The organism is Nocardia sp. NPDC050406 (assembly GCF_044459025.1).
GTDB lineage: Bacteria > Actinomycetota > Actinomycetes > Mycobacteriales > Mycobacteriaceae > Nocardia.
The window spans coordinates 1,244,246-1,270,661 of sequence record NZ_JBITIM010000002.1; the positions used below are offsets into that span (position 1 = coordinate 1,244,246).

The 26,416-nt window shown below is 64.6% G+C and carries 25 protein-coding genes, 1 tRNA gene, 2 pseudogenes and 1 riboswitch; of the genes and pseudogenes, 18 read left to right on the forward strand and 10 right to left on the reverse strand.

Annotated elements, in window-relative coordinates; genetic code table 11:
- The first annotated feature begins 7 nt into the window (after positions 1-7).
- Together ACIBH2_RS18910 and ACIBH2_RS18915 are read left to right on the forward strand one after the other, a co-directional pair.
- Positions 8-83 (forward strand) — tRNA-Ala (locus ACIBH2_RS18910).
- Positions 84-159: 76 nt separating this feature from the next.
- The gene (locus tag ACIBH2_RS18915; protein ID WP_397119040.1) at positions 160-483 is read left to right on the forward strand and encodes a hypothetical protein; all 324 of its coding nucleotides are present in this window, start codon (positions 160-162) and stop codon (positions 481-483) included.
- A gap of 177 nt (positions 484-660) precedes the next feature.
- On the opposite strand, the pseudogene ACIBH2_RS18920 reads toward ACIBH2_RS18915, so the two are convergent.
- The 5 genes and pseudogenes from ACIBH2_RS18920 to ACIBH2_RS18940 form a co-directional block, all read right to left on the reverse strand.
- Positions 661-1,887, reverse strand: a pseudogene (locus tag ACIBH2_RS18920) (recombinase family protein); the annotation flags it as partial.
- Positions 1,839-2,102 (reverse strand): hypothetical protein, encoded by a 264-nt coding sequence (locus ACIBH2_RS18925; protein ID WP_397119042.1) that lies wholly within the window; start codon positions 2,100-2,102, stop codon positions 1,839-1,841. The gene ACIBH2_RS18925 and the pseudogene ACIBH2_RS18920, both read right to left, overlap by 49 nt.
- Before the next feature lie 272 nt (positions 2,103-2,374).
- Positions 2,375-2,719 (reverse strand): hypothetical protein, encoded by a 345-nt coding sequence (locus ACIBH2_RS18930; protein WP_397119044.1) that lies wholly within the window; start codon positions 2,717-2,719, stop codon positions 2,375-2,377.
- Positions 2,716-2,973 carry a MarR family transcriptional regulator gene (locus tag ACIBH2_RS18935; protein WP_397119047.1) on the reverse strand — a complete coding sequence of 86 codons (258 nt, stop codon included), beginning with the start codon at positions 2,971-2,973 and terminating at the stop codon, positions 2,716-2,718. The genes ACIBH2_RS18930 and ACIBH2_RS18935 overlap by 4 nt, the downstream gene beginning before the upstream one ends.
- Before the next feature lie 3 nt (positions 2,974-2,976).
- A complete protein-coding gene (locus ACIBH2_RS18940) occupies positions 2,977-3,153 on the reverse strand; it encodes a hypothetical protein (RefSeq protein ID WP_397119049.1) in 177 nt (58 codons plus the stop codon).
- A 184-nt stretch (positions 3,154-3,337) separates the two neighbouring features.
- Here ACIBH2_RS18940 and ACIBH2_RS18945 point away from each other — a divergent pair, with 184 nt between their 5' ends.
- From ACIBH2_RS18945 to ACIBH2_RS18960, 4 genes are all read left to right on the forward strand, one after another.
- Positions 3,338-4,564 carry a helix-turn-helix domain-containing protein gene (locus ACIBH2_RS18945; RefSeq protein WP_397119051.1) on the forward strand — a complete coding sequence of 409 codons (1,227 nt, stop codon included), beginning with the start codon at positions 3,338-3,340 and terminating at the stop codon, positions 4,562-4,564.
- Positions 4,565-4,690: 126 nt separating this feature from the next.
- On the forward strand, positions 4,691-6,190 hold the full coding sequence (locus ACIBH2_RS18950) for an Eco57I restriction-modification methylase domain-containing protein (protein ID WP_397119053.1): 1,500 nt from the start codon (positions 4,691-4,693) through the stop codon (positions 6,188-6,190).
- Positions 6,187-7,134, forward strand: coding sequence for a BsuBI/PstI family type II restriction endonuclease (locus ACIBH2_RS18955; protein ID WP_397119055.1), 948 nt, complete (start codon positions 6,187-6,189; stop codon positions 7,132-7,134). Before ACIBH2_RS18950 ends, ACIBH2_RS18955 begins: the two co-directional genes overlap by 4 nt.
- A gap of 104 nt (positions 7,135-7,238) precedes the next feature.
- The gene (locus ACIBH2_RS18960; RefSeq protein ID WP_397119057.1) at positions 7,239-7,784 is read left to right on the forward strand and encodes a hypothetical protein; all 546 of its coding nucleotides are present in this window, start codon (positions 7,239-7,241) and stop codon (positions 7,782-7,784) included.
- A 35-nt stretch (positions 7,785-7,819) separates the two neighbouring features.
- Here the strand turns inward: ACIBH2_RS18960 and ACIBH2_RS18965 are convergent, their stop codons facing one another.
- From ACIBH2_RS18965 to ACIBH2_RS18975, 3 genes are all read right to left on the reverse strand, one after another.
- Positions 7,820-9,490, reverse strand: a complete 1,671-nt coding sequence (locus ACIBH2_RS18965; protein WP_397119059.1) for a reverse transcriptase domain-containing protein — start codon at positions 9,488-9,490, stop codon at positions 7,820-7,822.
- A gap of 151 nt (positions 9,491-9,641) precedes the next feature.
- Positions 9,642-10,679: a replication-relaxation family protein gene (locus ACIBH2_RS18970; RefSeq protein WP_397119061.1), complete on the reverse strand. Its 1,038-nt coding sequence runs from the start codon at positions 10,677-10,679 to the stop codon at positions 9,642-9,644.
- Positions 10,680-11,002: 323 nt separating this feature from the next.
- Positions 11,003-12,058 carry a saccharopine dehydrogenase NADP-binding domain-containing protein gene (locus tag ACIBH2_RS18975; protein ID WP_397119062.1) on the reverse strand — a complete coding sequence of 352 codons (1,056 nt, stop codon included), beginning with the start codon at positions 12,056-12,058 and terminating at the stop codon, positions 11,003-11,005.
- Between the two features lie 100 nt (positions 12,059-12,158).
- Between ACIBH2_RS18975 and ACIBH2_RS18980 the strand changes: the two genes are divergently transcribed.
- The 4 genes from ACIBH2_RS18980 to ACIBH2_RS18995 all read left to right on the forward strand — a co-directional run bounded on the left by ACIBH2_RS18980 (position 12,159) and on the right by ACIBH2_RS18995 (position 16,673).
- A complete protein-coding gene (locus ACIBH2_RS18980; RefSeq protein ID WP_397119063.1) occupies positions 12,159-13,073 on the forward strand; it encodes an AraC family transcriptional regulator in 915 nt (304 codons plus the stop codon).
- 152 nt (positions 13,074-13,225) lie between these two features.
- A complete protein-coding gene (locus ACIBH2_RS18985; RefSeq protein WP_397119065.1) occupies positions 13,226-14,254 on the forward strand; it encodes a hypothetical protein in 1,029 nt (342 codons plus the stop codon).
- A gap of 61 nt (positions 14,255-14,315) precedes the next feature.
- On the forward strand, positions 14,316-16,055 hold the full coding sequence (locus ACIBH2_RS18990) for an amidohydrolase family protein (RefSeq protein WP_397119067.1): 1,740 nt from the start codon (positions 14,316-14,318) through the stop codon (positions 16,053-16,055).
- On the forward strand, positions 16,056-16,673 hold the full coding sequence (locus tag ACIBH2_RS18995) for a TetR/AcrR family transcriptional regulator (protein ID WP_397119069.1): 618 nt from the start codon (positions 16,056-16,058) through the stop codon (positions 16,671-16,673).
- Between the two features lie 11 nt (positions 16,674-16,684).
- Here ACIBH2_RS18995 and ACIBH2_RS19000 read toward each other — a convergent pair whose 3' ends face one another.
- Positions 16,685-17,083 (reverse strand): hypothetical protein, encoded by a 399-nt coding sequence (locus ACIBH2_RS19000; protein ID WP_397119071.1) that lies wholly within the window; start codon positions 17,081-17,083, stop codon positions 16,685-16,687.
- A gap of 172 nt (positions 17,084-17,255) precedes the next feature.
- On the opposite strand from ACIBH2_RS19000, the gene ACIBH2_RS19005 reads away from it, so the two are divergent.
- Positions 17,256-17,846 (forward strand): TetR/AcrR family transcriptional regulator, encoded by a 591-nt coding sequence (locus tag ACIBH2_RS19005; RefSeq protein ID WP_397119073.1) that lies wholly within the window; start codon positions 17,256-17,258, stop codon positions 17,844-17,846.
- 9 nt (positions 17,847-17,855) lie between these two features.
- On the opposite strand, the gene ACIBH2_RS19010 is transcribed toward ACIBH2_RS19005, so the two are convergent.
- On the reverse strand, positions 17,856-18,773 hold the full coding sequence (locus tag ACIBH2_RS19010; protein ID WP_397119075.1) for an alpha/beta hydrolase: 918 nt from the start codon (positions 18,771-18,773) through the stop codon (positions 17,856-17,858).
- Between the two features lie 173 nt (positions 18,774-18,946).
- On the opposite strand from ACIBH2_RS19010, the gene ACIBH2_RS19015 reads away from it, so the two are divergent.
- The 7 genes and pseudogenes from ACIBH2_RS19015 to ACIBH2_RS19045 form a co-directional block, all read left to right on the forward strand.
- Positions 18,947-19,456, forward strand: coding sequence for a YybH family protein (locus ACIBH2_RS19015; RefSeq protein WP_397119077.1), 510 nt, complete (start codon positions 18,947-18,949; stop codon positions 19,454-19,456).
- A 100-nt stretch (positions 19,457-19,556) separates the two neighbouring features.
- Complete coding sequence (locus tag ACIBH2_RS19020; RefSeq protein WP_397119079.1) at positions 19,557-19,922, forward strand: GntR family transcriptional regulator; 366 nt, start codon at positions 19,557-19,559, stop codon at positions 19,920-19,922.
- Entirely contained in the window at positions 19,919-20,806 is an 888-nt protein-coding gene (locus tag ACIBH2_RS19025) for an ATP-binding cassette domain-containing protein (RefSeq protein WP_397119081.1), read from the forward strand. Before ACIBH2_RS19020 ends, ACIBH2_RS19025 begins: the two co-directional genes overlap by 4 nt.
- Complete coding sequence (locus ACIBH2_RS19030; RefSeq protein WP_397119083.1) at positions 20,806-21,522, forward strand: hypothetical protein; 717 nt, start codon at positions 20,806-20,808, stop codon at positions 21,520-21,522. The genes ACIBH2_RS19025 and ACIBH2_RS19030 overlap by 1 nt, the downstream gene beginning before the upstream one ends.
- Positions 21,523-21,567: 45 nt before the next feature.
- Positions 21,568-21,696, forward strand: a riboswitch (cobalamin riboswitch).
- Positions 21,697-21,734: 38 nt separating this feature from the next.
- Positions 21,735-23,330 (forward strand): ABC transporter substrate-binding protein, encoded by a 1,596-nt coding sequence (locus ACIBH2_RS19035; RefSeq protein WP_397119085.1) that lies wholly within the window; start codon positions 21,735-21,737, stop codon positions 23,328-23,330.
- Positions 23,331-23,337: 7 nt separating this feature from the next.
- Complete coding sequence (locus ACIBH2_RS19040; RefSeq protein WP_397119087.1) at positions 23,338-24,312, forward strand: ABC transporter permease; 975 nt, start codon at positions 23,338-23,340, stop codon at positions 24,310-24,312.
- Positions 24,313-24,344: 32 nt separating this feature from the next.
- Positions 24,345-26,351, forward strand: a pseudogene (locus ACIBH2_RS19045) (ATP-binding cassette domain-containing protein); the annotation flags it as partial.
- Between the last annotated feature and the right edge of the window lie 65 nt (positions 26,352-26,416).

The window sequence follows — 26,416 nt, forward strand, 5'->3', positions numbered from 1 at the left end:
AGCATCCGGGGCTATGGCGCAGCTGGTAGCGCACCACACTGGCAGTGTGGGGGTCAGGGGTTCGAGTCCCCTTAGCTCCACCAATCGTGTCATTGCACGAACCGACTCCATTGGGGCTGGTACCGCAGAAGCGGTACCAGCCCCAATGTCGTTTCCGGGTTGAGGGATGCGGAAGGTGGGGACCAGGCGGTCGGGGCCGATGATGGCGACCTGGGCGACGAGCGCCTCTATGAGTGCTTTCGCCTGGGTGCGGGTCCCATTGATGATGATGTCGGCGATGTGGTCAGCAATGCCGTCCAACGCGGCGGGTTCCGGGGCGATGGGTTCGCTGTCGAGGGTGGCGGTGAGCTCGTCGCGGCGGGTGGCAAGTTGGCTTGTCCTGGTGCGCAATTCGCTGAGCCTTCCGGCGAGGATTTCGGGATCGAGAGTGCCGTTTTCGAAGGCGTTCAGGTAGCGGTCGATCGCCTGCTGGGCTTTGGTTAGTTCGGTGGTGACGGCGTCCAGTTCGACGCGGGTATCACTACTGGAATCGTGGTGGTGGCGCTGCTGGGCGGTGACGGCTTGGTCGATCAGATCATGGCGGGTTCGGTAGAACTTGCCCAATGCCTCCAGAACGGCAGCGTCGACGGAGTCGGCGTCGAGGCGGGTGAAGTCGCACTTGTCGGTGTCGTAGCGGGCACGGTTGAAGCAGGTGTAGTAGCGGTAGGTGCGGGAGCGTCCGGTGGCGCGGGTGCCGATCATGGCGCGTCCGCAACGTGGGCAGCGCAAGCGGCCGGTGAGCAGGTAGTCCGAGGAGTTGGCGGCGCGGTGGGCGTGGGATTCTCCGCGCGCTTCGAGGACTGTTTGGGCGTGGTCGAAGGTGTCGGTGTCGATGAGGGCGGGGTGGGTGTCGGTGACGGTGGTGTCGCGGAAGGTCAACTCGCCGAGGTAGATTCGGCTGTTGAGGATGCGCAGCACGTGATGGCCGGACCATTCGCGGCCGGTGCTGGCGCGGTGCCCGCGAGCGTTCAACTCCGCGGCGACGGCGCGGGCACCGAGACGGTGGCAGGCGTACAGGTCGAAGATCATGCGCACGACCACGGCTTCGGCCTCGTCCACGACAAGGGTTTGGGTGGTTCTGTTGACTCGGTAGCCGTAGGGCCGTTTGCCGCCCTTCCAAAGTCCTTTGGCGGCTTTGCGTTCCATGCCTGCGATGACGCGGTCGATGATGGTGTCGCGTTCGAATTGGGCGAACATGCCCAGCATCTGCACCAGCATGCGACCCATGGGTGTGGAGGTGTCGAATGGTTCTGTGGCGGAGCGGAACACGACCTTGGCCTGGTCGAGCTCGTCGAGCAGGGTGACCAGGTCACGCAGGTTGCGGGAGAAGCGGTCAACCCGGTAGACCACGAGCACGTCGATGAGTCCGGTACGCGCGGCTTGCAGCGCGCGTTGCAAGCCTGGCCGCTCGGTGCTGGCCCCGGAAGCGTCGTCGGTGAAGGACGTCGTGTGTCGCCAGCCGGGTTGGGAATCGATGTAGGAGTCCAGGCGGGCGTCTTGAGCTTCGATGGAGTAGGGCTGGTTGTCTTCGGTGGTGGAGCGGCGGGTGTAAGTCCCTACCCGCACGTCCTGTTCCCATGCGCCCGTGCCGGTGGAGATACGTGACGTCGAGGATTTCTTGGTGCCTGCCATGCTGCCGGTCCTTCCCATCGATACACGCTTCTCGACAATATGAATGTCCGAAACAACCTGCGGCGGCACGGAATTCGGGTTCGGGATTCGGGGTGTGCCGCCGGGTTTATTGTCCCTCGATCGGTTTTCGGATGTATTGGTGTGGCGGGTATTTCGGTCGTGGTGTTTCATGCGGCGTTCCGTTCGCCGGCGTCGGTGTGATGGCGGTGGGTCCATGCGGTGATGAGGTCGGCGAGGAGGTTGACCGCGTGGTCGTGTTGGGTGGTGGTGAGGGATTCGGTATCGATTTGGTCGATGTGCCAACGTTGGTGGGCACGGTCGCGGGCGGGCGGCTTGGTGGGTTCGGTGCCGGTGGAGGCGCGCTTTCGGGGTTCGGGGTGTTCCATTGAGGCTCCTGTGTGATGTTCGGCGTTTGGAGTGCCGTCACCCATGTACTGGCAGGGGAACCCGCGTTTTATCCATGTAGGGGACTCGAATTGATGCAATTCCGTTCTGGGTGGTTAAAGTTCGGAGTCGATCATGGGTACGCTGCCTGCCGGGTATCTGGGGGCGTCACGACTGCTAACTGCCGAGAAGGGGCCCGATTTCGACATTTCAGTCCGAAACGGTTCGATAACGATCGTCGTCACTACACACGAGCACCTCAGGGGCCGATTGCTTTGTCCCTGAGGTGCTTTGAATATGAATGGGGCGGTGGATGGCGCTATTGCCGGTTGACCAGCCCGGTTTGGTCCTGTCCGTAGTCAGTGGCGGCGTATCTGGTGCCGGTGACTACGCAGATCACGTCGGCGATCTTGGCCAGTGCCGGGATGTCGCCGTGCCCGAAATGCTCTGTGCTCGGCGCGATCACGGCGTTGGCGTGCTCGCTGTAGGCGAAGTTCATCAGGCGGTTGATCACCGCGCCACCCGGCCGGTTCGGGCCGCCGTAGTACACCAGGATCACCGACCACCCGCGCTTGGCAGCGAACGCGTGGATCCGCGCCTCGTCTTCACCCCACTTCTCGCCGGACACGTCCGGTCGCAGGAATCCGATCACATATTTGCTCATGGACGTACCCCTGCGTAGTCGCGGTACACCGGCCGGGTTATCGCGAGGCGACCGCGGCCGGTGCAGCGCCATCGTGCTGGACCCTGCATTGTGCTCGTCGCCAGCCCGGTGCGCGAGAGTCGCAGTAGCGCCCGGTGAACTGAGGTCTCGGGCAACCTGGTTGCGCGGCAGAGTTGCCGCACGGTCAGCGAGTGTGGTGGGTCGAGGTTCGACAGTGCGCCAAGGACTTTCGCCTCGGGTTCGGTGAACGCCATCGCTCACCACCCCCTGCTGATCGGTACGTATGGGCGTGGTGGTTCGGCTGCCAGGCGCGCTTGAATATCGGCGACGGTCAGTCTCTTCGGCTGCTGCGTGCGTTCGGCATCCGGCAGTGCGTGGGCGGCGAGGAAAACCAGCACTAGCGCGATGATGGTGGCGACAACGATGATTTCCATGTCGGGTGTTCTCCATGTCCCTGGAACGGTGTTGGAGTGCACCCGACGCCGGGGACTGGTGATCGAACCGACGTCGGGGCAATGTGGAACGTATGCCCGGCCGACGCCGTGAACGGGTACGAACGTACCCCCAATGCCGTTACGCTGGCGATTGTCGTGACAACACGACCAGGAGGTGGTCCCCGTGAGCGGTTCCGAAGGTCCCTCGCAGATCGGTCAGCGAGTTCGGCTATACCGAGAACGCGCCGGAATGGCGCGGCCTGTATTGGCCGCCCAGATCGGCCGGTCCGCCGAGTGGCTAAAAGCCTTGGAGAACGGCAGAATTCAGCGCACACCCAGCCTTGAGCTATTGCTGCGCATCGCTCGCGTCCTGGATTTGGACGACCTCGCCACGCTCACCGGGGACGATCACGCCGTCCCGGTGACGGTGTTCGCGGGCGAGCGCCATGCCGCCCTCTCCGAGGTGCAGGCCGCACTGACCGACTACCGCATCACCCCGAACGATCGGCCGGTCAGCCTCGGCCATCTCGATGAGCGGCTGCGCAAGGCGTGGCGGATCCGCCATTCCAGCCCCGATCACCGCTCGCAACTGGGCTCGCTGCTGCCAGGTCTGATCCGTGACGCCCAGACCGCCGCGCGGACGGCCGAGGATCGCCGCGCTGCGCGCCGGACGCTGGCCGGTGTGTATCAGCTGGCAGACTTCTATGTCGCCTATCAGCCCGCGCCCGAGCTGGTGTGGATGGTCGCTGATCGCGCTATGAGCGAGGGCTATGAGGCCGACGACCCGTACGTGATCGCGTGCAGCGCCTGGGCGATGGTGCAAGCCTTGCGCGATTCCGGGCGGTGGGAGGAAGCAATCGCACTGGCCCGCAATGCGATCAACCAACTTGCCCCCTACCTCGACCGGGCCGAAACTCCCGACGATTGGCACGGCATCGCCGGAGCCCTGGAATTCGAGATCGCCTACGTCCACGGTCGGCGCGGCCGCTCCGGCGACGCCTGGCGCGGTCTCGAACAAGCCGACCGCATCGCCCAGCAGCTCGGTCCGACCTATCGGCACGTGCAGACCAGCTTCTCCCAGCCGGTAATGGTCGCGCACGCAACAACTCTCGGCGTGGAACTGCGCCAGCCTGGCGAAGCGCTTCGCGCGGCCCGCTCCATCGACGCCGACCACATCGTGTCCGTGCCTCGCCGCGGCCGGCACCTCATCGAGGTCGCTCGCGCGTATCTGCAGCGAGACGAGGACACTGCGGCGCTGACTATGCTCGTGAAATCTGAGCAGACCGCGCCCGAGACGATCCGTTACAACGGTTTCGCCCGTGACATGCTCCGGGACCTGTTGAAGAAGCCGCCAACGGGCATGCGCAACGATGTGCGCGAACTCAGTCAGCGGGTAGGCGTCCGCACCTAGGTACTGGGCAATCAGCACGGACTGACGCTCAACTCACGTCGACCTGGATGGTTGCCACTGTATCGACACGCGTAACACGGCCGGTCCGAGCTTGGCTCAGTGTTGCTGCTCAGGCATGATGGCCGGATGCAGCGCGATCTCCTGACCCTGGCTGAGCAGAACCGCGTAGCCGCCCTCTCCGGGCTTGAGGCCAAGAGCCAGGAGGCGTTAGGCCAGTTCTTCACTCCTGAACGTGCCGCATCGCTAATCGCGAGGATGCCGCGTCTCCCCGAGAGTGGGCACATCCGGGTTCTCGATCCTGGTGCGGGTTCTGGAATGCTGACCGCAGCACTGGTGGCTCGTGTCCTTCAGGAGCGTCCGAGGCTGTCGGTCCATGTCGTCGCCGTCGAGTGTGACTCTTCCGTTGTGCCCTTTCTTAGGAACACTCTAGAAGCCTGTTCGGCCGCAAGTGGGGGCCGAGTAACTACCGAGCTGGTTGCTGCCGACTACATTACTGAAGCGACTGGGCTTGATGCGGATGAACGGCTGACCGGCTTCGATCTGGTAATCCAGAACCCGCCCTACGCGAAGCTGGCGGCCTCATCGGCGGCACGCGCCGCCGTGCGGAGTATTGGCGTGGACGCACCGAACCTGTATGCGGCTTTTCTGGCGCTCGCAACGGTCGCTCTCAACCCAAATGGCCAGCTTGTCGCCATCACCCCCCGATCGTTCTGTAACGGTCCATATTTTGGCGCGTTTCGCAGTCATCTGCTCGACGAGATTGCACTGGACCGAGTGCATGTTTTCGAGTCTCGCTCAACAGTTTTCGCTGATACTGGAGTGCTGCAAGAGAATGTCATCTTCTCTGGTACCAGGGGTGGCAGTCGAGACAGGGTGATGCTGTCAACAAGCAACGGGCATGAGGACGATGCCGCGCATCGTGACGTCGCATACTCCGATGTCATACATCCCGATGACCCTCATCGATTCCTTCGAATCGCGGCCAACGACGACGACACCGAAGTCGCTGAACGGATGCTGTCATTTCCCCACACCTTGGCTAGCTTGGGAATCACCGTTTCGACTGGGCGTGTTGTCGACTTTCGATCGAAGGAATGCCTGCTCACCGAGCGTTCCGAGGATGCTGCTCCGCTTATCTATCCAGGCAATATTCGCGACGGCATGGTCAGCTGGCCCCGCGAGATTCGGAAGCCGCAGTGGTTCTTGCCGGTGACCGGCAAGGACGAGAAGCTGCTGGTCCCGGAGGGGTGGTATTGCGTCGTCAAGCGGTTCTCCTCGAAAGAGGAGCGCCGTCGCATCGTGGCGGCGGTGTGGTCGCCGGAACGCACACCCGGGCCGGTCGCCTTCGAGAACCACATCAATGTCTTCCACATCGCTGGCGAAGGTCTCGACCGAGACACAGCATTCGGCCTGTCCTTGTGGCTGAACTCCTCGCTGGTCGACAGGTTCTTTCGCACCTTCTCTGGACACACCCAGGTGAACGCGACCGACCTTCGAACCCTGCGGTTTCCGAATCGGGAGTCATTACGCGAGCTGGGTTCACTTGCACCGCAACAACTTCCAGGCCAGGAAGAGATCGATACGCTCGTCGAGAAGGTTCTCGATGTGGTAGACACGGCTGCGTGAACAGCATCTCCGCTCGGGTCAGCGAAGCAAGGTCACTCCTCGTAGCACTCGGCATGGATGCCGATCGTTCCAACGAACGATCGGCACTGACTCTGCTAGCCCTACTACAGCTACGCCCATCCGACCTATGGAGCTCAGCCGCCAATCCCATGCTCGGTACCCGGGCGATTATGGACTGGATGCGTGACGAGTACGCCCGCGACTACGCGGCCAACACTCGCGAAACCGTCCGGCGTTTCACGCTTCACCAGTTCGTGGAAGCGATGCTGGTGCAAGAGAATCCGGACAAGCCGGACAGGCCAACGAACTCGCCCAAATGGAACTATCAGATTGATATCGCGGCACTCAAGGTCATCCAGTGCTTCGGCACCCCGGGCTTTGATTCGGCCCTCGCTGACTACCTCGCGGAGGTTCCGGGCTTGAAGGCGCGATATGCCGCAGCCCGAGAGATGAACCGGATCCCCGTCCGCGGCACTGACGGCAAAGAATTCACTTTGTCTCCAGGTGGACAGAACCCGCTCATCAAGCAGATGACGGAGGATTTCTGCTCACTATTCACACCCGGCGGTGAGCTGCTCTATGTTGGAGATGCAGGCGACAAGTTTGTGGTCTTCGAAAAGGAGCGCTTCGCTGAGCTTGGCGTCACCTTCAATGCTCATGGAAAAATGCCGGATCTGGTTGTTTACATGGAGGACAAGAACTGGCTGGTCCTTATGGAAGCCGCTAACTCGCATGGGCCAGTAGATTCAAAACGTCACGGCGAACTCGCTGCACTATTCAAAGCGGCTACGCCGGGCCTTGTATACGTGTCTTGCTTCCCTGACCGCAGAGAGATGCGGAAATATCTGCACCAAATTGCTTGGGAAACTGAGGTCTGGTGCTCCGAAGATCCGACTCATTTGATCCACTTCAATGGAGAACGGTTCCTGGGTCCGTACGCGTGAGCTGCCAAGTCGCACTTCGTGCCCCAAGTTATTCAGAGACTAGCAAGTTGGCCTGACTCTCAATGTAACAAACTCCCTCGAGTTCTGATGTAAGCAGATAAGTCATGGATTTTATCATCGGAGATGTACCAGAAGAATTCATAAACGAAGCAATTCGTATACGAGAGGAGCGAGACGGCCTGTATGGGAATATATTCACTGAGAAGTGTAGTGATCTCAGGTGGGTCGGCGAGATCGGTGAGATCTGTCTTAATAAGTGGTTGAGACTGAATACTTCTCTTCCTGTGGAATGGATCCTGGAGGAGGCGGCGGGTAAGGCAGATTTCATAGTTGGCGGTAGCTCAATCGGAATGAAGACCGTAAAAAGGGGAGGTCCTGTTAAAGCTGGTTATACGGCACAAATTACCGCCAAGCACGCTACGGAGCCAGTCGATCACTTTTTCTTTGCGTCTTATGAAGTCCCACGTAAAAGGTTGTGGCTCCTAGGCGGAATAGCGAAAAGCAACTTCATGCAGGGTGCGACATACTATGGGGCGGGGGATGAAGTTCACAAGCACTACATCGTTCGAGAAGGTCATGAGATATACAATATTGAGATAGAAAAGCTGATTCCTCCTCGACTATGGGTTTCATCCCTGGGCAGCTCGTGACGCCCAGGGTAGCTGCCAACAGTCCAGCCTTCCTCCTAATTGATAGCGATATGCTGGTTGGCAAAGAGCGGTGATGGAAGTTCCTTGCGTCCCTGGAGCCACGAAACGGTCCATTGAAGGTGGGGAAACCTTGCGACTGCTTCTTTACTGGTACGTTTGTCGAGCGCCCCCGCATATGCGAGGGCGACGAGATAAGCTCGTAAGATGCCGGGGTCATGTTCCGTATCAAACTGCGAACGTAGCCAGTAAATGTCCTTCTGGGCGCGGCCGCGTGCCATTACACAAGCCGAAATGGCACGTAGGTAGCTAGTATTATTCTGATCCTGCGTATCGGACCTTGCCGATTCGATGAAGGACTCGGGAGGTTGTCCGCACTCCAGCATGGCTGCATATAGCCAACATCTCAGAAACTCCGAGTAGGAAATCTCCCGATTTTCCAGAAACGCAGTGATCCGACCTTGGACGCTTTTCCGGCCAATGAAGTGCTTGAGATAGGCGGCGACTACGGACGCTAGGGGGGCTAGATCCTCAAGACGGTCGAGGATGCGCCTCAGCGAGGTGTGTTCCCGTATTCTAGTTAGACGCCACAAGCTGAATTTTACATCGCGCTGAACAATGCGCTCCTTACCTAATGCGCTGTTGAGGATCTTTTTCAACACGGGCCGTGCGCGCTTGAGGTTGTTTGCCTCGAAGAAGTAGTTGGCGATGGCCCTATCGCGTCCGTCGTCTGCTGATTTGTACGTATCAATATCGAAGACTTCAGTCTTCGAGGTTGAACAAATCAATCCGCGCCTTCTGCAAAGGTGTTCGAAGTCGCGTATTGCAGCAACAGTTTGTTGCTTCGATTTTGCGATGATTCGAACGTCGTCCATATATCTATAGTAGTTGTGCCCCAGGGCGGCCATCTCCTCGTCAACACGAGAGAGATAGAAATTTCCTAGCATCCGGGAGGCATTTGGCCCTTGAGGTAATCCCACGCCCTCGACTGAGGTCCATCTTGAGAGCATCGTCCGCAAAGCCTTCAGTGGGTGTCCGGAGACTCCAATAGCCGAGAGATCGTTGAACAGAATATTGTGATGAATATGCTCAAAGTAGGACGATATGTCGGTTTGCCCAACCCATTGACCGAGCCCTTCGTTCGCGGCTTCAAGTACTGAATTATGAAACCTGACCCATCGCACAGTACCGCGTTCCATGAAGTACTTACCCGAAGGTGCAAGACGGCTTGAGAAGACGTTCTCTCCTATCCTGCTGTCGATTTCGGAAGCGAAGGATGACACGACCGCCTGATAGCAAATTCGATCGACTATCGTAAGGAGAACTCCTGGACGGTTCGAAACCGTGCTCTTCGGTATATCAACCTTGAATACGGGATCGAATTCAAGCGTTGACAGTCGATTGTTGGCGAGATCTATTAGTTCCGAGGTGTTCTCGACGTAGTCGCGAAAACGAAGGACGTCAGGCACCCAAGCTTCCGGCAGATCGGTTGATTGTACGAATGTCCAAGCCTTTTCCAGATCGTAGGTTGTGATGAGCCCCTTAGGGGCTCGTTTACGCCCACTGCCGCGCTTGATGTCTTTACGCTCGATCAACCACTGAGTGCCGGCCTTCGTTGCGCTGAGCGCACCGCTCTGACATCGTCGCCGGATCGTGGCCACAGAAACCCCGGCGAGTTCTGCGGCTTCCTCGACAGTCACGTAGTCCACAACGACTCCTTATGATCGTGTGCGATCACGCTATGCCATGAGCGCGAACGCTCACAACTGATTTGGGTCTGCCCGGCCGGGCATTTCGATCAAGGTCGTCATGTGGACAGATGAGTTACCGTTGAGAGCTGGATCGGGTGGGGCGCAACAGCTAGGACTTGCGGGGCCGGAAGAGGCTGCGGATCCCTGGGGCGTGGTAGTCGAAGGCGGCTTCGTTGTAGGGCTGGCCGATATGGGAGTGGTGGGTGACCTGTGGGCCGCGTTCAGGAAGGTCGGCTAGCCGCAGACGGTCAGTGACGATATCGCCGCTGGCATCCGTCCATAGGGCCCAGACTGGCCCTGCTACACCATCGGGGTGGCACAGGTCTCGGGTAGTCGTGGCGATCACCAGCCCGGGGTCGAAGCTGCCGAGTGCGTGGCGCAATGCGGTCCGTAGCCCGGTTTCGCGGCGCGCTGAATGGACCGAGAACAGCAGGATCCCGAAGTTGTCGGTCGGGAAACTTTGGTAGGCGTCGAGTTTGGCGGTGACGATTTTCAATGACTCTGTGCCGGTGTCGTATTCGAGGAAGAAGCGCACCGTGCGGCAGTCCTGTTCCCAGCAGCCGTAACCGTCGGGGCGGAGTTGGTCGTTGCCGGAGATTGTTGTCCAAAACGTGTCGGTGCATTGCTTCTCCGACCACCACTGCGTCAGCCCTTGCACTGGGATCGTGGTCGCAAGGCGGTGGTGACGGGCGGGGTTGCGGTGGGCGGCAAGGGTGCAGAAGAAGTCATTTACACCGAGCCTGTGGCCGAGGGTCGGGGAGCATGCCAGCCGCTCCAGACTGAGGGCGTAGGCGGCTGGGGTGGGTGGCTTTTGGGCGCGTTGGGCGGCAATGAGGCGTGCGCCCGGGTAGCCGAGGGCGTGGCGGGTTTGGCTGGTGCCGCCGCCCTCGAGGGACTCGCGAAAGGCGAAGAGCATGCCCATCTCTCGGAGTTTGCGGAGCCGGTCCTGTGCGCGGCGGACGGAGGCGAATTCGAGGGCGGCGATCTGGTCGGTGGTGAGGACTTTGTGCTCGGCAAGGAGGGAGAGCAGCCGTCGGTCGCGGTCGAGCAGACGGAACCAGGGACCAGCGTCTGGGTGCCCACCCCGATGCACACAGCGACCGCCGCGCGGTCCTACGGGGGAATGTGTATGAGTATTAATATTCATTCTGGATTTCGCCCCTTTGCTCCGAATGTGCGCCCGAGCGGCCCGGATGCCGCTCTCCTGTTCGGCGTTTGGGGTGGCGGCTATAGGACGCCGAGCACCCGCCACCCCATCCGCGCCACCAGACGCCGCCCCATTCGCCGTCGGGTTGTCGTCGTGGCCGTTCATCAGGCATCACCGCCGACCAGTTGCCGGGTGCCGACCGCCCGAATCACGATGTCCGGCCCGTCCACCAGCACCGCCCGGTTCGTATGCTGGTCCGTCAGGTCCACCATCGAAGAAGCCGCATGTCAGAGACGTGCGGCTTCTTTCGTTCGTGGCATGGGTCAGTTCACGGGGGTGATCTGCCAGGTGATTCCGTGTGGTGTGAGGGAGTTCAGGAAGTCGGTGGGGGTGAAGGCTTCGGCGGGGGATAGGGCGCCGGGTTTGGTGGGGGTGGTGGTTAGGCGGGTGGCGGCTTCTACGGCCATTAGGGCGGTGTCTCGGTAGGCGTCTGGGCCGGTGAGGAGGGCGCGGATGGTGGTGCCGTCGGGGGTGGTGGCGTCCAGGACCAGGTCGTAGTGGAGGTGGGGGCTGGGGGCGGGGAGGGAGTTGAGGATGTCGGGGGTGAGGTTGGCTAGTTGGGTGAGCATGTCGGTGGCGACTACGCCTGCTACGAAGGAGACGTTGGTGTGGCGGGGGAGGGTGAGGACGGGGGGTTGTTGGAATTTCGCGACGGGGGTTGGGGTCGAATCGCCTGGGAAGGTCATTGCGGAGGGGTGGGGGAGGGGGCCGGTGTGGAGTTCGCCGTTTTCGTAGTGCCAGCCGCCTGAGCGGAACCAGTCCAGTCCTGCCAGAACGGTTTCCGCGCTGCCTCGGGAGCCGCCGCCTTCGCCGCGTGCGATCAGGCTCATCACTATCGCGGCGGGGGCGGGGAGTTGTCGGGCGGCTAGGTGGCCGAGCAGGTCGCCGGGGAGGTTGCTGTTGGTGATGCCGGGGAGGAGGGTGACACCGGCGGCTTCGGCGCGGGGGCCGTACTCGTCGAATACCTTTTTCAGGAACAGTTGCTCGCCGGAGGTGTCGGTGTAGTGCGCGCCCGCGGCGATGGCGGCGGCCAGTACCGGTTCACCGAGGGTGACGTAGGCGGGCAGAGTGCTGATGACGACGTCGACCTCGGTGAAGGCGGTTGTCAGGGCGGCTGGGTCGTCGAGGTCGGCGATGCGGATTTCGGCGGTGGGGACGCCCGCGCGGACGGCCGCGTCTCGCAGGCGGGTTTCGTTGCGGCCCACCAGGATAGGGGTGATTCCGCGGCGGTGGAGTTCGCTGAGGACGTAGTTGCCGGTGTGGCCGGTGGCGCCGTACACGGCGATCGTGGGGAGCGACTGCGTTTCGGTGTTCGTCATGACTTCGAAGTTATGGGGATCGGGTGAGGCAATGAATGGCTCTGCGGCTCAGTTCGATGCTCGATTCACTCAGTGCTCGATCGACCCGTAGGTTGGGCGGGTGGATGTGCTCAGCGAAACCATTACCGCGATACGCACCGGCGATCCGACCTGCGGAATGTTTGCTCGGCACGCTCCCTGGGGGCGCGGCTATCCGAGGGTGCCGGGCACCGGATTCCATGTGGTGCTGCGCGGTTCGTGCTGGCTGATCCCGCCCGCCGGTGACCCGATCGCACTGGCCACCGGCGATGTGATCCTCATGCCGCGCGGGGCCGAGCACGCGCTCGTCGACAGCCTCGGCAGCGTCGTGACCGAGCGGGCTCACCTCGGCGAACCGCGAGAGATCCTCGGTCCCGGCGCGCGCAGCGAACTCTTGTGCGGCGCCTACGAACTGGGTCGTCAGCGCAGTCATCCGCTGCTCGACGAGTTGCCCGAATTCGTCCATCTCCCAGCGCATCCCGATCGAAACCCGGCGCTGCGCGGTGTCGTCGAGATTCTGGCCGCCGAGATGGCGCGGCCTCGCGTCGGCACCGATGCGGCCATCCCGCCGTTGCTGGAAGCCATGGTGTTGTTCGCGCTGCGGGCGTGGTTCGAGGCGCAGGGCCCGGCCCGGTCCGGCTGGGCCGCCGCCTTCACCGACCCCGCGGTCATCGCCGCGCTGCGCGCCATGCACGGTGCGCCCGAACGGGCGTGGACTGTGCCCGAACTCGGCGCTCTCGCCGGAGTCAGCCGGGCCACGCTGACGCGACGGTTCGCCGCCACGGTGGGGGAGCCGCCGCTGTCCTATCTCACTCGATGGCGCATGCTCACCGCCGCCAGACTGCTGCGCGAGACCGAAACCCCGCTGGCCAGCGTGGCGCGCAGGGTCGGCTATCAGAGCGAGTTCGCCTTCGCGAAGGCCTTCAAACGCGAATACGGCCTCGCGCCTGGTCAATACCGTCGCAAGGATGACGCTCCGGCCGTTGTCGCGGTGTAACCGGTGCCGCGGTAGCGGTGTCGGCCTCTAAGTAGCTTTCGGGGGTGACGCGGGACGAATCACCTTCTCCGACTTAATTGTTCGAGATTGGGATCGCTGGCGTGCGGGTGGTGCGATACTGGGCTTCCTTATCGACCGTCCAGGAGGGATGGATGGGGGGCAGCTGGCTGTTGGGGGTGGCGTTCGGCGGGGCGGTGGCTGCGGCCAGGCTGGATCTGGCGCTGCGGCAGGTGCGGCCGATCAGATTGCGCGGTGGGGGTGGGATTCCGCCGGAGCCGGAGGCTGTGGTGTGGGTGCTTCGGGCGGCGCTGGCGGCGGAGGTTGGACAGGGTGGCGAAGCGCCCGTTGGATTGGTCCTGGCGTGCCCGGACGAGTGGCTGCCTGTGCACGCCGGGATGCTCGCGCAGGCGGCGGGGGTCGTGGGGTATCCGGTGAATCTGGTTCGGCTGGTACCGATTTCGGTCGCTATCGGTCGCTGTACGACCGGCTATCCCGGCGGACCGGCCTCGGCGGCCGCGTGCGGTGCGCTGCTGCGTGCAACCGATCCGGCGGGCTATCAGCCTCCAGTGCAATCGAATTCGGACCTGGCTCCAGCGGCGGCGAGCACGCGGCCGCCTGCCCGCCGAGCCCCCCGGTTCTGGATGCCCGGCGTCGCGCTGGCGATCGTAATCGCCAGTGGGACAACAGCTGTCATCGGCGCGACCCGTAGCGACACCACGGCGAGCGCCGCGACGGCGTCCGCCACACCACAACCCACCACACCACAACCCACCACACCGCGGCCGACCATCGTCATCAGCCCCGCAGCGGGCGGCCGCAACCCCGCGCAGCCCGGAATCACGAAACCGACCTTGCCGCCGCAGATCCCGCCGCCGGAAACCAGCGAACCGCCGCCCGTCCCGGAGCCGCCCGCCCCGACCACCACTGTGCAGCCCCCGCCGACCGCGGTACGGCCCGTCGAGCCCGAGCCCGCGAGTCCCGCCCCACCCGAACAACCCGCACCACCGAACGATATGCGCGAGGCCACCATTCGCGGCTTCTGCCAAGGAATCCTCAACCAGGCGGACACCTTCCCAGGCGGCCTGTCGGCCATGCGAGCTCGAGTACCGCCGCCGCTGTTCGCCTCGCCCGCCGATTGGTCGGAGGCATTCGACCGAGCGGCCGCCGGATCATGCTCGTGAGCGTCAGGCACGTCCAGCCCCACCCTTGACAGTTAGTGACCGATCGGTTGCAATGTTGAGTGTGAGCTATGACACGATCATCAAAGGTGGCCGTTGGTTCGACGGCACCGGTGCACCGTCCGCTGTTCGGCATATCGGGTTACGAGGGGATCGCGTGGTCGCGGTGTCCGCGGAGCCCCTCGATGAGGGTGGGTGTGCGCGGGTTGTCGACGCGCGGGGGAAGTGGGTGGTGCCGGGGATGGTGGATATTCACACCCATTACGACGTCGAGGTGTTGGGAGAGCCGGGGCTGGCGGAGTCGGTGCGGCATGGGGTGACGACGGTGCTGTTGGGGTCGTGTTCGCTGTCGACCGTGCACGCGGGGGCCGTGGATGCGGGGGATCTGTTCGGGCGGGTGGAGGCCATTCCTCGGCGGCATGTGATCGACGTGGTGGCGGGGAAGACGTGGGGTTCGGCGCGGGAGTACGTCGCGGCGCTGGAGGCTTTGCCGTTGGGCCCGAATATCGCCGCGATGCTGGGGCATTCGGATATTCGGGCCGCGACGATGGGACTCGATCGCGCGACTCGCAAGCAGGTGCGGCCCACCGCGGCCGAGCAGGCGGCGATGGAGGCCGCGCTCACCGAGGCGCTGGACGCGGGGTTCGTCGGGATGTCGGCGCAACAGCTGTTGTTCGACAAGGTCGATGGTGAGGTGGCGCGCTCGCGGACCCTGCCGTCGACCTATGCGAGGTGGCGGGAACGACGGCGGCTCAACGCGATTTTGCGGCGGCGGGGTCGAGTGTTGCAGGGCGGGCCCGATATTCAGCATCCGCATCGCATACTCGCGGTGGTCTTCGCCAGCGTGGGCCTGCTGCGGCGGCGGCTCAAGACCACCTTGATCTCGGCGGCGGACCTCAAAACCAATCCGCTGCTGGTGTCACTGCTCACCACGATGGCCCGCGTGGTCAATGCCCTCGGCGGCGATTTCCGCTGGCAACATCTGCCGGTGCCGTTCGAGGTGTACGCCGACGGCATCGACCTGGTCATCTTCGAGGAATTCGGTTCCGGCGCGGCCGCCTTGCACCTGGCCGATCAGGTGCAGCGCAATGCGCTCATGAGCGATGAGAACTACCGGCGACGGTTCCGCAAGGACTACGACTCCACATTCGGGATTCGGGTCTGGCATCGCGACTTCTTCGACGCCGAGATCGTCGACTGCCCGGACGGCAGCGTCATCGGCAAGACCTTCGGCCAGGTCGGCGTCGATCGTGGCGGCGTGCACCCGGTCGACATCTTCCTGGACCTCGTGGTCGAGCACGGCACCAAACTGCGCTGGCGCACCACGATCTCCAACCATCGGCCCGAGATCCTGAACAGGCTCAGTGTGGATCCAGGGGTGCAACTCGGGTTCTCGGATGCGGGCGCGCACCTGCGGAACATGGCGTTCTACAACTTCGGCCTACGCTTCCTGCGCCGGGTGCATCAGGCGGAACAGGCCGGGAAGCAGTTCATGTCGCTGGAGCGCGCGGTGCACCGGGTGACCGGCGAACTCGCGGACTGGTACGGCATCGACGCCGGTCATCTGCGGACAGGCGACCGCGCCGACCTGGTGGTGATCGACCCCGCCGGGCTCGACGATTCCCTCGACGCCTACGCCGAGTGTCCGGTCGCCATGTACGACAACTTGCCCCGTATGGTCAATCGCAACGACAAAGCCGTGTCGGCCGTATTCGTCGGAGGCCAGTACGTCTTCGGTGACGGGCAGCCCGCCGAGGTCCTCGGCGCCCGCCGAACCGGCCGATTCCTGCGAGCTGGAGGGTAATTGACGACCGCGCGACGAACCCAGGCCGAGCGCCGCGCCAACACCATGGCCAAACTCGTCGATGCCACCATCGACACCATTGCCGAAATCGGTTACCACAAAGCCTCTTTGGGCGAGATCAGCAGCCGCGCGGGCATATCCAAGGGTGCCATCTTCCGGCACTTCGACTCGCGTATCGATCTCGTGGTGGCGGCCGCCGACGAGGTCCGTCGCCGTCACATGGCGGCGGTGGAGAATCTGCGGCTACCCGAGAACACCGGCCACCCGGTGGATCTCGCGGACATCATGCACCTGATCCGCCGCGAGGTCCGCGACGCCACGAACACCGTGTGGCTCGAACTGTTCGTCGCCGCCCGCACCGAACCCGAACTGCGCGAACGCTTCGAGCCCGTCGTGCGCACCCTGATCAGCGAGGTCGAGGAGATCGCGGTGGCCGCGCTGGCCCCGGACGTCTCGCCCGAGGTCGCGCGGCTCATAGCCACGTCCCTGATTCACATGTTCGACGGCGAGGCGATCTTCCGGAACACCTACCCGCGCCCCGAGATGGAGGCCGCCCGCATCGAGCTCATCGCGGCGGCCTTCCGGAGCGCGACCGCCGCGAATCAGCTGTCGAGTTAGGCGAGCGGTCCTCACGCGCCGAGCGCCTCGGTAATCTTCCGGGCCATCGCGGTGACGGCGGGGGTGGGCTGCTTGCCGGAGTGGGCGGTGGCCTCCACCGCGACCAGGATGGTGGCGCGGAAATTGTCGGCCTCGGCGGGGTCCTCGCCGTTGAGCACGCTCATCGCGGCGCTCAGGGCGGGCAGGACCTGCTCGGCGAGTTCGGCGGTGTTCTTACCCTTCAGCTTGATGTCCTTCGACTTGGCGGCGAGGACGTGCCCGACCAGACCCGTCGCCGAGGTCAGGGCGATGGATCCCTGGGTGACGCCCTTGTGCGGGGCACCGGCGGAGGCGAGCAGCGCGACCGCGCCGTAGGCGGCGACGCGGATGGTGGACTTGTCCTGGTCGGTCAGGGTGATGATGGCGGACATGATGTGCTCCTTCGGTTTTCGTTTCGACCGGAACCGGGTCGGTCCCGGTTGCTTCGTTCGATGTACACACAGTCGCCGGTCGCGCTGACACCGCGCTGACCGCGCGCTGACATGGCCGCTGACACGATGTGCGGACTCGGCGGCCACCGGTATCAGCGCTACCGTTGACGTGATGGTCGAATCCGCGCGAAAGCTTCCTCGGCAGCGGCGGTCCCGGGAGACGGTGGACACGCTGCTGGAGGCCGCCGCGCAGGTGTTCACCCGAGAAGGGTTGGGGGCGACGACCAATCGGATCGCCGAGCGGGCGGGGCTGTCCATCGGGACGCTGTACCAGTACTTTCCGAACAAGCAGGCGCTGTTGCGGGTGTTGGCCGAGCGTCATCTCGCGGAGAGCGGAGCGCGGCTCGGGGCGGTGCTGGCCGAGATGCGGGTGACGCTACCGCCGTTCGAGGAGGCCATGCGGGGGATCCTTGAAGTGGTGGTCGAGTTGCATCGGGATCGGCCGGGGCTGCACGCGCTGCTGCATCGAGTCGCGCCGCGGGTACAGGCGGAAGTCGAAGCGCTGCAAGGGTTCGAGGATCATCTGGTCGCCGAGATCGCGTTCCATCTCGACCGGTGTGGCCGCGGCGGAGACGATGCGACGGCGACGGCGCGGTCCCTGGTGCATACGGTCGATGTGCACGTGCACCGTGTACTGCCCCGGCACGGGGTGACCACTGATCAGCTCATGGCCTTGGTGCGGAGGCTGGCTCCGGAATCGTGAGAGCTGCTGTCATGTAGTGCTTTTCGTTGCGGCCAGGATTTCGCGAAGTGTGGTGGCGAGTTGGGTGAGGCCGGGTTCCTCGAGGGGGAAGTGGCCGCAGCCGTCGAGCAATACCACTCGCGTGGGCGCGGCGACGCGGGAGAGGAAGGCCGTGCTCAACTCGGGTGGAGTCCAGCGGTCGGCGGCGGGATGGGTGAGTGTGATCGGCACGGCCGCAAAGGATTCCGGCGCGGTATGCCGGAAGGAGAGGAAGTCGGCGAGCAGCCCGAACGGCACGCTGACCCCGCCGCCCTTCGGGTCCGACGTGCAGATGCGCGACACCTCGGGGTCCAGGCTCATATTGCCCATGTCCACCAGCCATCGAATCGGCACCCGCACCCCACCCAGCAGCGGATCGACCGCACGCAGCAGCGCCGGTGCGATACCGCCCGTGAAAGACCAGCGGGCGGCCGCGCGACGCGCCGCCGGATCGGCGGGATCGAGCAGACAGGTCGCCACCACATGCGCGATGCCCTCGGTGCGGGCGGCGGCCTCGTAGGCGAGCATTCCGCCCATGCTGGCACCGAACAACACCAGCGGTCGCGGGTCGGATTCGATTTCGGCGCAGACGAATTCGGTGAGCAGCTCTGCCCAGTCGCGGTAGCGCACCGAACCGGGACGCGGTTCCACGGTGTCGCCGTAGAGCGGCAGATCCACCGCCATCACCTCGACGCCCTCCTGCCGGGCGGTCGCCGTCAACGGCCACAGTAGACCCGCGTGGCCGCCCGCCCCGTGGATGGCGAGCAGCCGCACCGTCGCATTCGGATTGTCGGTGCGCGCCACATGAATTCGGCGGCCGCGCCACGGCCACCAGGTGTGCCGAGGTTCGGGGATGGGGTCGCGGCGATGGGAGGCGGGCAGCAATTGTGCGTATCGGAGGAAATCCACCACCTCAGCCTCGTACCGCCGCGGATGGCCGACAACTCGCGTTCCGGCCGCTCGCTGTCGCCGCGCGACAGTGGCTGAGCTGCGTCGATACGCGTGCGTCGCACAGGTTCCCGGGTCTGCTCGCATTCCGTCGCGCGGCCTGACATTTGCCGGGGTTGTCTCGTCGGAGTGTCATGACTGCGAACGAAGATGAGATCAGGGCGTTCCTCGCGCGCCGCACCGAGGCGCAGCGCGCCAAGGACATCGATCGACTCATGGCGTGCTATTCGCCCGACATCGTCTATTACGACGTCGTCGCGCCCCTGCGATTCACCGGCGCCGACGAAGTGCGGCGCAACTTCCTGCGGTGGTTCGACGGCTACACGGGCCCGATCGGCTTGGAGACGCACGATCTGACCATCGGCGTGGAGGGCGATGTCGCCTTCGCCAATATGCTGCACCTGGATTCGGGGACGCATATCGGCGGCGTCGAGTTGTCGATGTGGGTGCGCGAGACCGTGTGCCTGCGCCGCGTGGACGGCCGGTGGTTGGTTACCCACGAGCACATCTCGATGCCGGTCAGCCCGACCAACTTCCAAGTCTGGTGCGCGAAGTCGAAGGACGCGCCCGCGCGCGGTGGCGGCAGCACCGTGTTCGGACTCGTCCTGCGCGGCCTGCGGGCGCGCGTCACCCGACGACGGTAGCTCCTTGACCGTGGCCGGGGGCTGTTCTATGGTTCATTACATCAGTAATGAACCATAGAACTGGTGCCACGTCAGGTGCGCCCGGATGCGATGGAGTGCCGTGTTCGACAACCGGAGCCCGATCTATCAGCAGATCGCCGACCAGATCCGCACGGACGTACTGCACGGGACGCTTGCGGAGGATGAGCAGATCATGTCCACCAACCAGTACGCGCAGATGTTCCGGATCAATCCGGCCACCGCGGCCAAGGCGTTCGGGGAGCTCGTGGCCGAGGGCGTGATCTACAAGCGACGCGGGGTGGGCATGTTCGTCGCGCCCGGCGCGCGGGAGGCGCTGGCGCGTCAGCGCCGGGAACGGTTCTTCGCGGAAGTGGTGGACCCGATGATCGCGGAGGCTACCGCGCTCGGGCTGCCGCTCACCGAGGTTGTCGCACATATCGAAAGTGCGGGGGAGGAACGGAAATGACCATACGGATCGAATTCGACAAGGTGAGCGTGCGATATCCGCGCAGCGCCGACACGGCCGTGGACGGGGTGACGTTCAGCATGGCCGGACCGGGTATCCACGGTGTGCTCGGCCGCAACGGCGCGGGCAAGACCACACTGCTCTCGGTGCTGGCCGCCTTCCGGAAGCCCAGTGCGGGAAGGGTTTTGCTCGACGGCGAACCGGTGTACGAGAACCCCGCCGCGATGAGCCGCATCTGCCTGATCAGCGGCGGCGGTGACACCGTCGAACACAACTGGCCCGAAGACCGTGTCGCCGACGCGCTCACCATGGCCGCGCTGTTTCGGCCGAACTGGTCGGCCGAGTACGCCGACGAACTGGTGGCGAAGTTCGAACTGGCTCCGCGCAAACGGCTTTCGGAGCTCTCCCGCGGGCAGCGCGCACAACTCGGCTGCGTGCTCGGCCTGGCCTCCCGTGCGCCGGTCACCATTTTCGACGAGACCTACCTGGGCATGGACGCACCCGCGCGGCACCTGTTCTACGACGAACTGTTGCGCGACTACGACTCCCACCCGCGCCTGATCATCCTGTCCACGCACCTCATCGACGAGGTCGCGCCACTGTTGGAGGACGTGGTGATCCTGCACAAGGGTCGGCTGCTGGTACACGACGACGCCGAGACCCTGCGCGGGCGCGGCGCCGCCGTGACCGGCCCGGCCGACCGGGTGGATGCCTTCATCGGCGATCGCACCGTCTTGAGCCTGCGGGAACTCGGTGGCACCAAACGCGCCACGGTGCACGGGGAACCGTGGTCGGAGCAATCCGCGCTGGCGGCGGGTGTGACCGTCGAACCCCTTGCGCTGCAAGAACTTTTCGTTCACCTCACCACCAGAGGAGCCCGGTGATGCGACGCTTCGCGGTAACTCGAAACCTGTGGCACTCCAGCGGACTGGTGATCGTCTGGGCCGGGCTGCTGATCGTGTCCCTGCTGGTGACCGTGGCCGTCAGCTTCTTCCGGGACATCACGATCAGTGGCTGGGGCGTCTTCGTCTTCATCAGCCCCTGGTACATGCTCGGCATGGGCGTCTACGTCACGGCGATCTACCTGCCGATGTACATCGCCCACGGCGTCACCCGACGCCAATGCCTCTCGCAGGCACTGCTTTTCGGCCTGCTGTTGGTCACCGTGGGTGCCGCGCTGGTGACCCTCGGCTTCGGAATCGAACGTGCCGTGTATGCGGTGGCGGATTGGCCGCAAGCCCTGGAGGCGGACGCTTCGGCGTTGTACACCTCCGCCGACCAGTACGGATGGATATTCCTGGGCTTCTGGCTGGGTTTCGCCATCTTCCTCGCGGTGGGCGCGGCCATCGCCGCGGCGTTCTACCGTCGGGCCTGGGGCGGTGTGGGCGGGCTGCTGCTCGTCGTCGCCGGACTGATCCTGATCGTGCCCGCCGGAATGGCGAGCGCGACGAACATCCCGACGAAACGCATACTCGAGCAGTGGGCCGATTCGGTGGGCACCGCCGCCATCCTCACCGCCTGCGTCCTCGCCGCCCTCGCGGCGACCGCGGCCACCTGGGCGCTCGTCCGCGATATGCCGATTCGCCTCGGCAGCAGGTGATTCGCGGGGCCGATCCGGGCCCACTGTAGGGTCTGTACCCGGCGTAGGGAACACCGGTGCGAATCCGGGGCTGTCCCGCAACTGTCACCGGGGAGCTATCCACCGATTTCATGGCCACGACCTGCCCAGGTTGGAAGGCCGGTGGGGTGTGTTGATCCGGGAGCCAGGATACCTGCGCCCGCGGTATCGGGATCACACCCACGAGGATGGCAATGAACAACTACACATCGGATCGGCCGGGATTCGGCCGCCGGACGTTCCTGCGCGGCAGTGCGGGGGCGTTCGGCGCTGTCGTGCTGGGCGGGGCCGGAATAATGACGGGCTGCGGCTCCGACAGCGGCAGGGGCGCCGCACAGGGGCCGCCACGATCGGGCGGGCGCTTGCGCACCGTCATCGCGGGGCGGTCGGCGAGCGCCGATGTGCTCGATCCGCATCAGGCCGGTAGTTCGGCGGGCGGCGCGGTGTCGAAGAACGTGTGGGACAAGCTCGTCGCCTACAACAACGATCTGACGCTGCGCTATCGCCTCGCGGAATCGCTCGAGCCCAATGCCGATGGCAGCCAATGGCGTATCCGGCTGCGGCCGGGCGTGGTCTTCAGCGACGGGAGCCCGCTCACCGCGCGCGATGTGCTGTGGAGCTTCGAGCGCATGCTCGACCCGGCCAAGAAGTCGTCCGGCGATCTTTCCGCGGTGGATATGTCGCGTACTCGCGCCGAGGGCGATCTCGACGTGGTGGTCGCCATGAAAACCCCACTGGCGGACTTCGGTTCGGTATTGGCGGGCTGGTACTGCTACATCGTCAAGGACGGCACCGGCGTGATCGACGGGTCGGTGCTGCCCGTCGGCACCGGACCGTTCGCGCTGCAACGCTGGTCACCGGGTGACCGAACCCTGCTGCGGCGCAACGAGAGATACTGGGACGGCGCCGTACTGCTCGACGAGGTCGAGATCATTCAGATCGCCGAGACCGAGGCGCGCGTGAACGCCTTCCTGTCCGGGGAAGCCGATGTGGTGCACGAGATCTCGTACCTACAGGCCCGAAATCTCGCCGGTGATCCGGACACCACCGTGGTGGTGCCACCGGCCGGGCTCATGGGCGCGTTCCAGATGCGCGTGGACATACCGCCTTTCGACGATGCGCGGGTGCGCCAGGCCATGCGGTTGGCGGTGGACCGGCAGGCCATGGTCGATGCGGTGTACTACGGCTACGCCGAGATCGGCAACGACGTCTACGGCAAGGGCGCGCCGTTCTATCACGACGGCCTGCCGCAGCGCTCCTACGATCCGCAACGGGCGCGCGAGCTGCTGCGCGCGGCGGGCAAAGAGAACTTGACGGTGACGCTGCCCACCGCCGACGGCACGCCGGGCATGCTCGAATCGGCGACGCTCTTCGCCGAACAGGCGAAGGCCGCGGGCATCACCATCCAGCTCGAATCGGTTCCGGCCGACACCTACTTCTCGCAGGTCAGCGGTAAAGCGCCGCTGTCCCATATCGGTTGGTGGAACTACAGTCTCGACTATTTCTACGGCCAGACCATGACGAGCGATTCGCCGAGCAATGGCACCGGCTGGCGGCGGCCGGGATGGGATGCCAAGTTCGCGGCGGCGCGCGCGGCCATGGATCCGGCAAGGCGCGCCGCGCTGTATCGCGAACTCCAGCAAGAGCTGTGGGACGAGGGCGGCTACATCCTGCACAGCTTCGCCAAGCGGCCCGACGCGGCCAAGAACCATGTGGGTGGCGTGCGCGACGGCGTGCCCGGCACCGACGACTGGGCGAACTACGCGACTACCTGGCTGGCCGAGCACTGATCCGATCGTGATCGCCTATATCGCTCGGCGCGTGGGCGCCGGGATCGGTGTGCTGTTCGCTGTCGCACTGATGGTTTTCGTACTGTTCGAGGCGCTGGATTCCGATGCGGCCACGGTGATTCTGTCGCGCCAAGGCAGCGGCGATCCGACCCCCGAACAGCTGGCGGCGCTACGCGCGCAACTGGGTCTGGACCGGCCTGCTCCGGTGCGCTTCCTGGAATGGGTGGTCGACTTCGCGCGGGGCGATTTCGGGAACTCCCTGATTTCGGGTCGGCCCGTGCGCGATGTGTTGCTCGATCGGGCCGCCAACAGCGTCACCCTCGCGGTACTGACTGCCGCCCTGCTGATTCCGGTGGCGCTGGCACTCGGCCTCGTGGCGGGTGCGCGGCCTGGTTCCCGGACCGATCGGGTGATCAGCATGAGTGCGCTGGCGGCGGAATCCATGCCCTCCTTCGTTTTCGGGGTGTTGCTGGTGGCCACGGTGTCGCTGTCGCTGCGGCTGCTGCCCGCCGTATCCCTGCTGCCGACCGGGACGAGTGCGTGGAGCCGTCCGGAGATTCTGGTGCTGCCGGTGACGTGCCTGCTGCTCGGCCTGTGCCCGCACCCGGTGCGTATGGTGCGGGCACAGACGACCGAGGTCATGGCCAGCCCGTACATACGGACCATGCGGCTCAACGGGATTGGTGGGCTGCGGTTGATGGTGCGCCATGTCGCGCCGAATGCGGTGTCGGCGTCGATTCACCCGCTGGCGGGATCGGTGGTCGGTCTGATCGGCGGGGTTGCCGTGGTGGAGACGCTGTTCGCGTTTCCGGGTCTGTCACAGGAATTATTGCGCGCCATCGAATCTCGGGACTTTCCGTTCGTGCAGTCGGCGGCCGTACTGTTGGCGGCCGTCGGTATCGGGATCTACCTCGTCGCGGATCTGCTGACGCTGCTGGTGAGTCCCCGGGCACGGCAGGTGGCGATGGGGGAGAACAGATGAAGGGGCGCGGTCGAATTCGTTCGGTCTGGCTGATGGTCGTGGTGGCGGTACTGCTGCTCGTGGTGGTCGGCCCGCTACTCGCGCCGTATGCGCCGACCGCGCCGACCGGTCCGCCGTATCAGGAGCCCTCGGCGCGGCACCTGCTCGGCACCGATGTTGTTGGGCGGGACGTGCTTTCGCGGGTGCTGCACGGTGGTCTGCCGCTGCTGTCGATCGCGGGGTTGTCGCTGGTCGTCGCCTACACGCTGGGTTTGGCGCTCGGGCTGATCGCCGGGCTGCGCGGGGGATGGGATCGCTGGATCATGCGGCCCGTGGACGCCATCGTCGTGGTGCCCTGGTTTCTGCTGCTCGCCGTGATCGCCACCGCCATGGGAGCCGGGCCCGCCGCCATCGTGGTGACCGCGGCGTTGGCGTCGGTGCCGTGGATCATTCGTATCGTCCGCACCGGCGTCCTCGAACTCACCACCACCGGATACGTGGAATCGGCGCGGGCGAGGGGTGAACCGCTGTGGCGGCTCGCGGTGGTGGAGGTGTTGCCGAATCTGCGGGCCGTGGTCCTCGCCGATGCCGGGGTGCGGATGTCGGCGACCATTTCGCTGGTCGCGGTGAGCGGGTTCCTCGGTCTCGGCATGCGCCCGCCTTCACCCGACTGGGCCTTGATGATCACCGAGAATCGGCCCGGGTTCGGTATGCAGCCGTGGGCGGTGCTGGCACCCGCGTTGCTGATCATGCTGTTGGTGGTGTCGGTGAACATGGTGAGCGACAGGGCGTTTGGGGTTGTTCGCCGGAGCAGGGTGCGTCCCCTGGAGACCGACGCGGCGGTGTCCGGACTGCTGGTCGACAGGCTGACCGTTCGTGATTCTCGCGGAAATGTTGTCCTGGAGGATATTTCGCTGCGTATACCGCAGGGCGACAGCGTGGCCGTGGTCGGTGCGTCGGGTGTGGGGAAGACCACGCTCGCCTTGGCCGCACTCGGCGCGTTGCCGCCTGGCATGGTCGCCTCGGGATCGGTCGGAATCGGTACACCCGGTGATCGGCGCGCGGTCGGCTACGTGCCGCAGGATCCGGCGACCGGACTCAATCCCGCGCTGCGCATCGGTACGGCTATCCGCGAAATGGCAAAGCTGCGAGGGGTTCTCAAGGAGGGTGCGGTCCGCGAGGCATTGCGCCGAGTGGATCTGCCCGCCGATCGAGAGTTCCAGCGGCGATTCCCGCATCAGCTCTCCGGGGGCCAGCAGCAGCGGGTGCTACTGGCCATGGCATTGCTGGGCGACCCCGCGCTGTTGGTTCTCGACGAGCCGACCACAGGATTGGACAGCCGTACTCGGGAGCTCCTGGTCGAGACGCTGGTGCGGATTCGCCGCGAGGCCTCGACCACGCTGTTCGTGATCACGCACGACCTGGCGGCACTGTCCTCGCTCATCGACCATGTGCTGGAACTGGATCGGGGCAGGGTGGTGTCGTACGCACCGTATCGGGAGGGTGCCGCCGATACCGCCGCTGTGGTGCGGAAGCCATGCGCCACGGCGGCGGTACCGGTGCTCGCGGTGCGGGGACTCACCGTGTCGCACAGCCGCCGCGCCGAGCCGGTCGTCGACGACGTGTCGTTCACCCTCCGCCCCGGTGAATGTCTTGCCATTACGGGACGGTCCGGTGCGGGCAAGACAACGCTGGCGCGAGCGCTGGCGGGACTACACAGTCCGGTGCGGGGAGTAGTCGAATTGGACGGTGCCCCAGTGCATCCCCGCGTGGACCGCCGTCCATTCGAACACCGCCGCGCCATTCAGCTGGTCTTCCAAAACCCCGCGACCTCGCTGAACCCCTCGTATCGCATCGACACCCAGGTCGGCCGACCACTACGTCTGCTGCACGGCATGGACAAGAGTGCCGCCGCCCAACAGGCCCGGCAGCTGCTGGACCAGGTCGGCCTGGGCGACGACCTGATCGTCCGCCGCCCCGCCCAGCTATCCGGCGGGCAACAGCAGCGCGCCGCCATCGCCCGAGCTCTCGCCGCGCGACCGCGCATTCTGATCTGCGACGAAATCACCTCCTCCCTCGATAGATTCGCGCAGCAGCGGGTGATCGACCTCCTGGACGAACTGCG

Coding starts and splice junctions, on each gene's coding strand:
- ACIBH2_RS18950 (WP_397119053.1), top strand. CDS start 4,691: ATGCAGCGCGATCTCCTGACCCTGGCTGAGCAGAACCGCGTAGCCGCC.
- ACIBH2_RS19015 (WP_397119077.1), top strand. CDS start 18,947: ATGACTGCGAACGAAGATGAGATCAGGGCGTTCCTCGCGCGCCGCACC.
- ACIBH2_RS19000 (WP_397119071.1), bottom strand. CDS start 17,083: ATGTCCGCCATCATCACCCTGACCGACCAGGACAAGTCCACCATCCGC.
- ACIBH2_RS19025 (WP_397119081.1), top strand. CDS start 19,919: ATGACCATACGGATCGAATTCGACAAGGTGAGCGTGCGATATCCGCGC.
- ACIBH2_RS19035 (WP_397119085.1), top strand. CDS start 21,735: ATGAACAACTACACATCGGATCGGCCGGGATTCGGCCGCCGGACGTTC.
- ACIBH2_RS18975 (WP_397119062.1), bottom strand. CDS start 12,058: ATGACGAACACCGAAACGCAGTCGCTCCCCACGATCGCCGTGTACGGC.
- ACIBH2_RS18940 (WP_397119049.1), bottom strand. CDS start 3,153: ATGGAAATCATCGTTGTCGCCACCATCATCGCGCTAGTGCTGGTTTTC.
- ACIBH2_RS18960 (WP_397119057.1), top strand. CDS start 7,239: ATGGATTTTATCATCGGAGATGTACCAGAAGAATTCATAAACGAAGCA.
- ACIBH2_RS18930 (WP_397119044.1), bottom strand. CDS start 2,719: ATGAGCAAATATGTGATCGGATTCCTGCGACCGGACGTGTCCGGCGAG.
- ACIBH2_RS18925 (WP_397119042.1), bottom strand. CDS start 2,102: ATGGGTGACGGCACTCCAAACGCCGAACATCACACAGGAGCCTCAATG.
- ACIBH2_RS19030 (WP_397119083.1), top strand. CDS start 20,806: ATGCGACGCTTCGCGGTAACTCGAAACCTGTGGCACTCCAGCGGACTG.
- ACIBH2_RS18935 (WP_397119047.1), bottom strand. CDS start 2,973: ATGGCGTTCACCGAACCCGAGGCGAAAGTCCTTGGCGCACTGTCGAAC.
- ACIBH2_RS18985 (WP_397119065.1), top strand. CDS start 13,226: ATGGGGGGCAGCTGGCTGTTGGGGGTGGCGTTCGGCGGGGCGGTGGCT.
- ACIBH2_RS19005 (WP_397119073.1), top strand. CDS start 17,256: ATGGTCGAATCCGCGCGAAAGCTTCCTCGGCAGCGGCGGTCCCGGGAG.
- ACIBH2_RS18970 (WP_397119061.1), bottom strand. CDS start 10,679: ATGAATATTAATACTCATACACATTCCCCCGTAGGACCGCGCGGCGGT.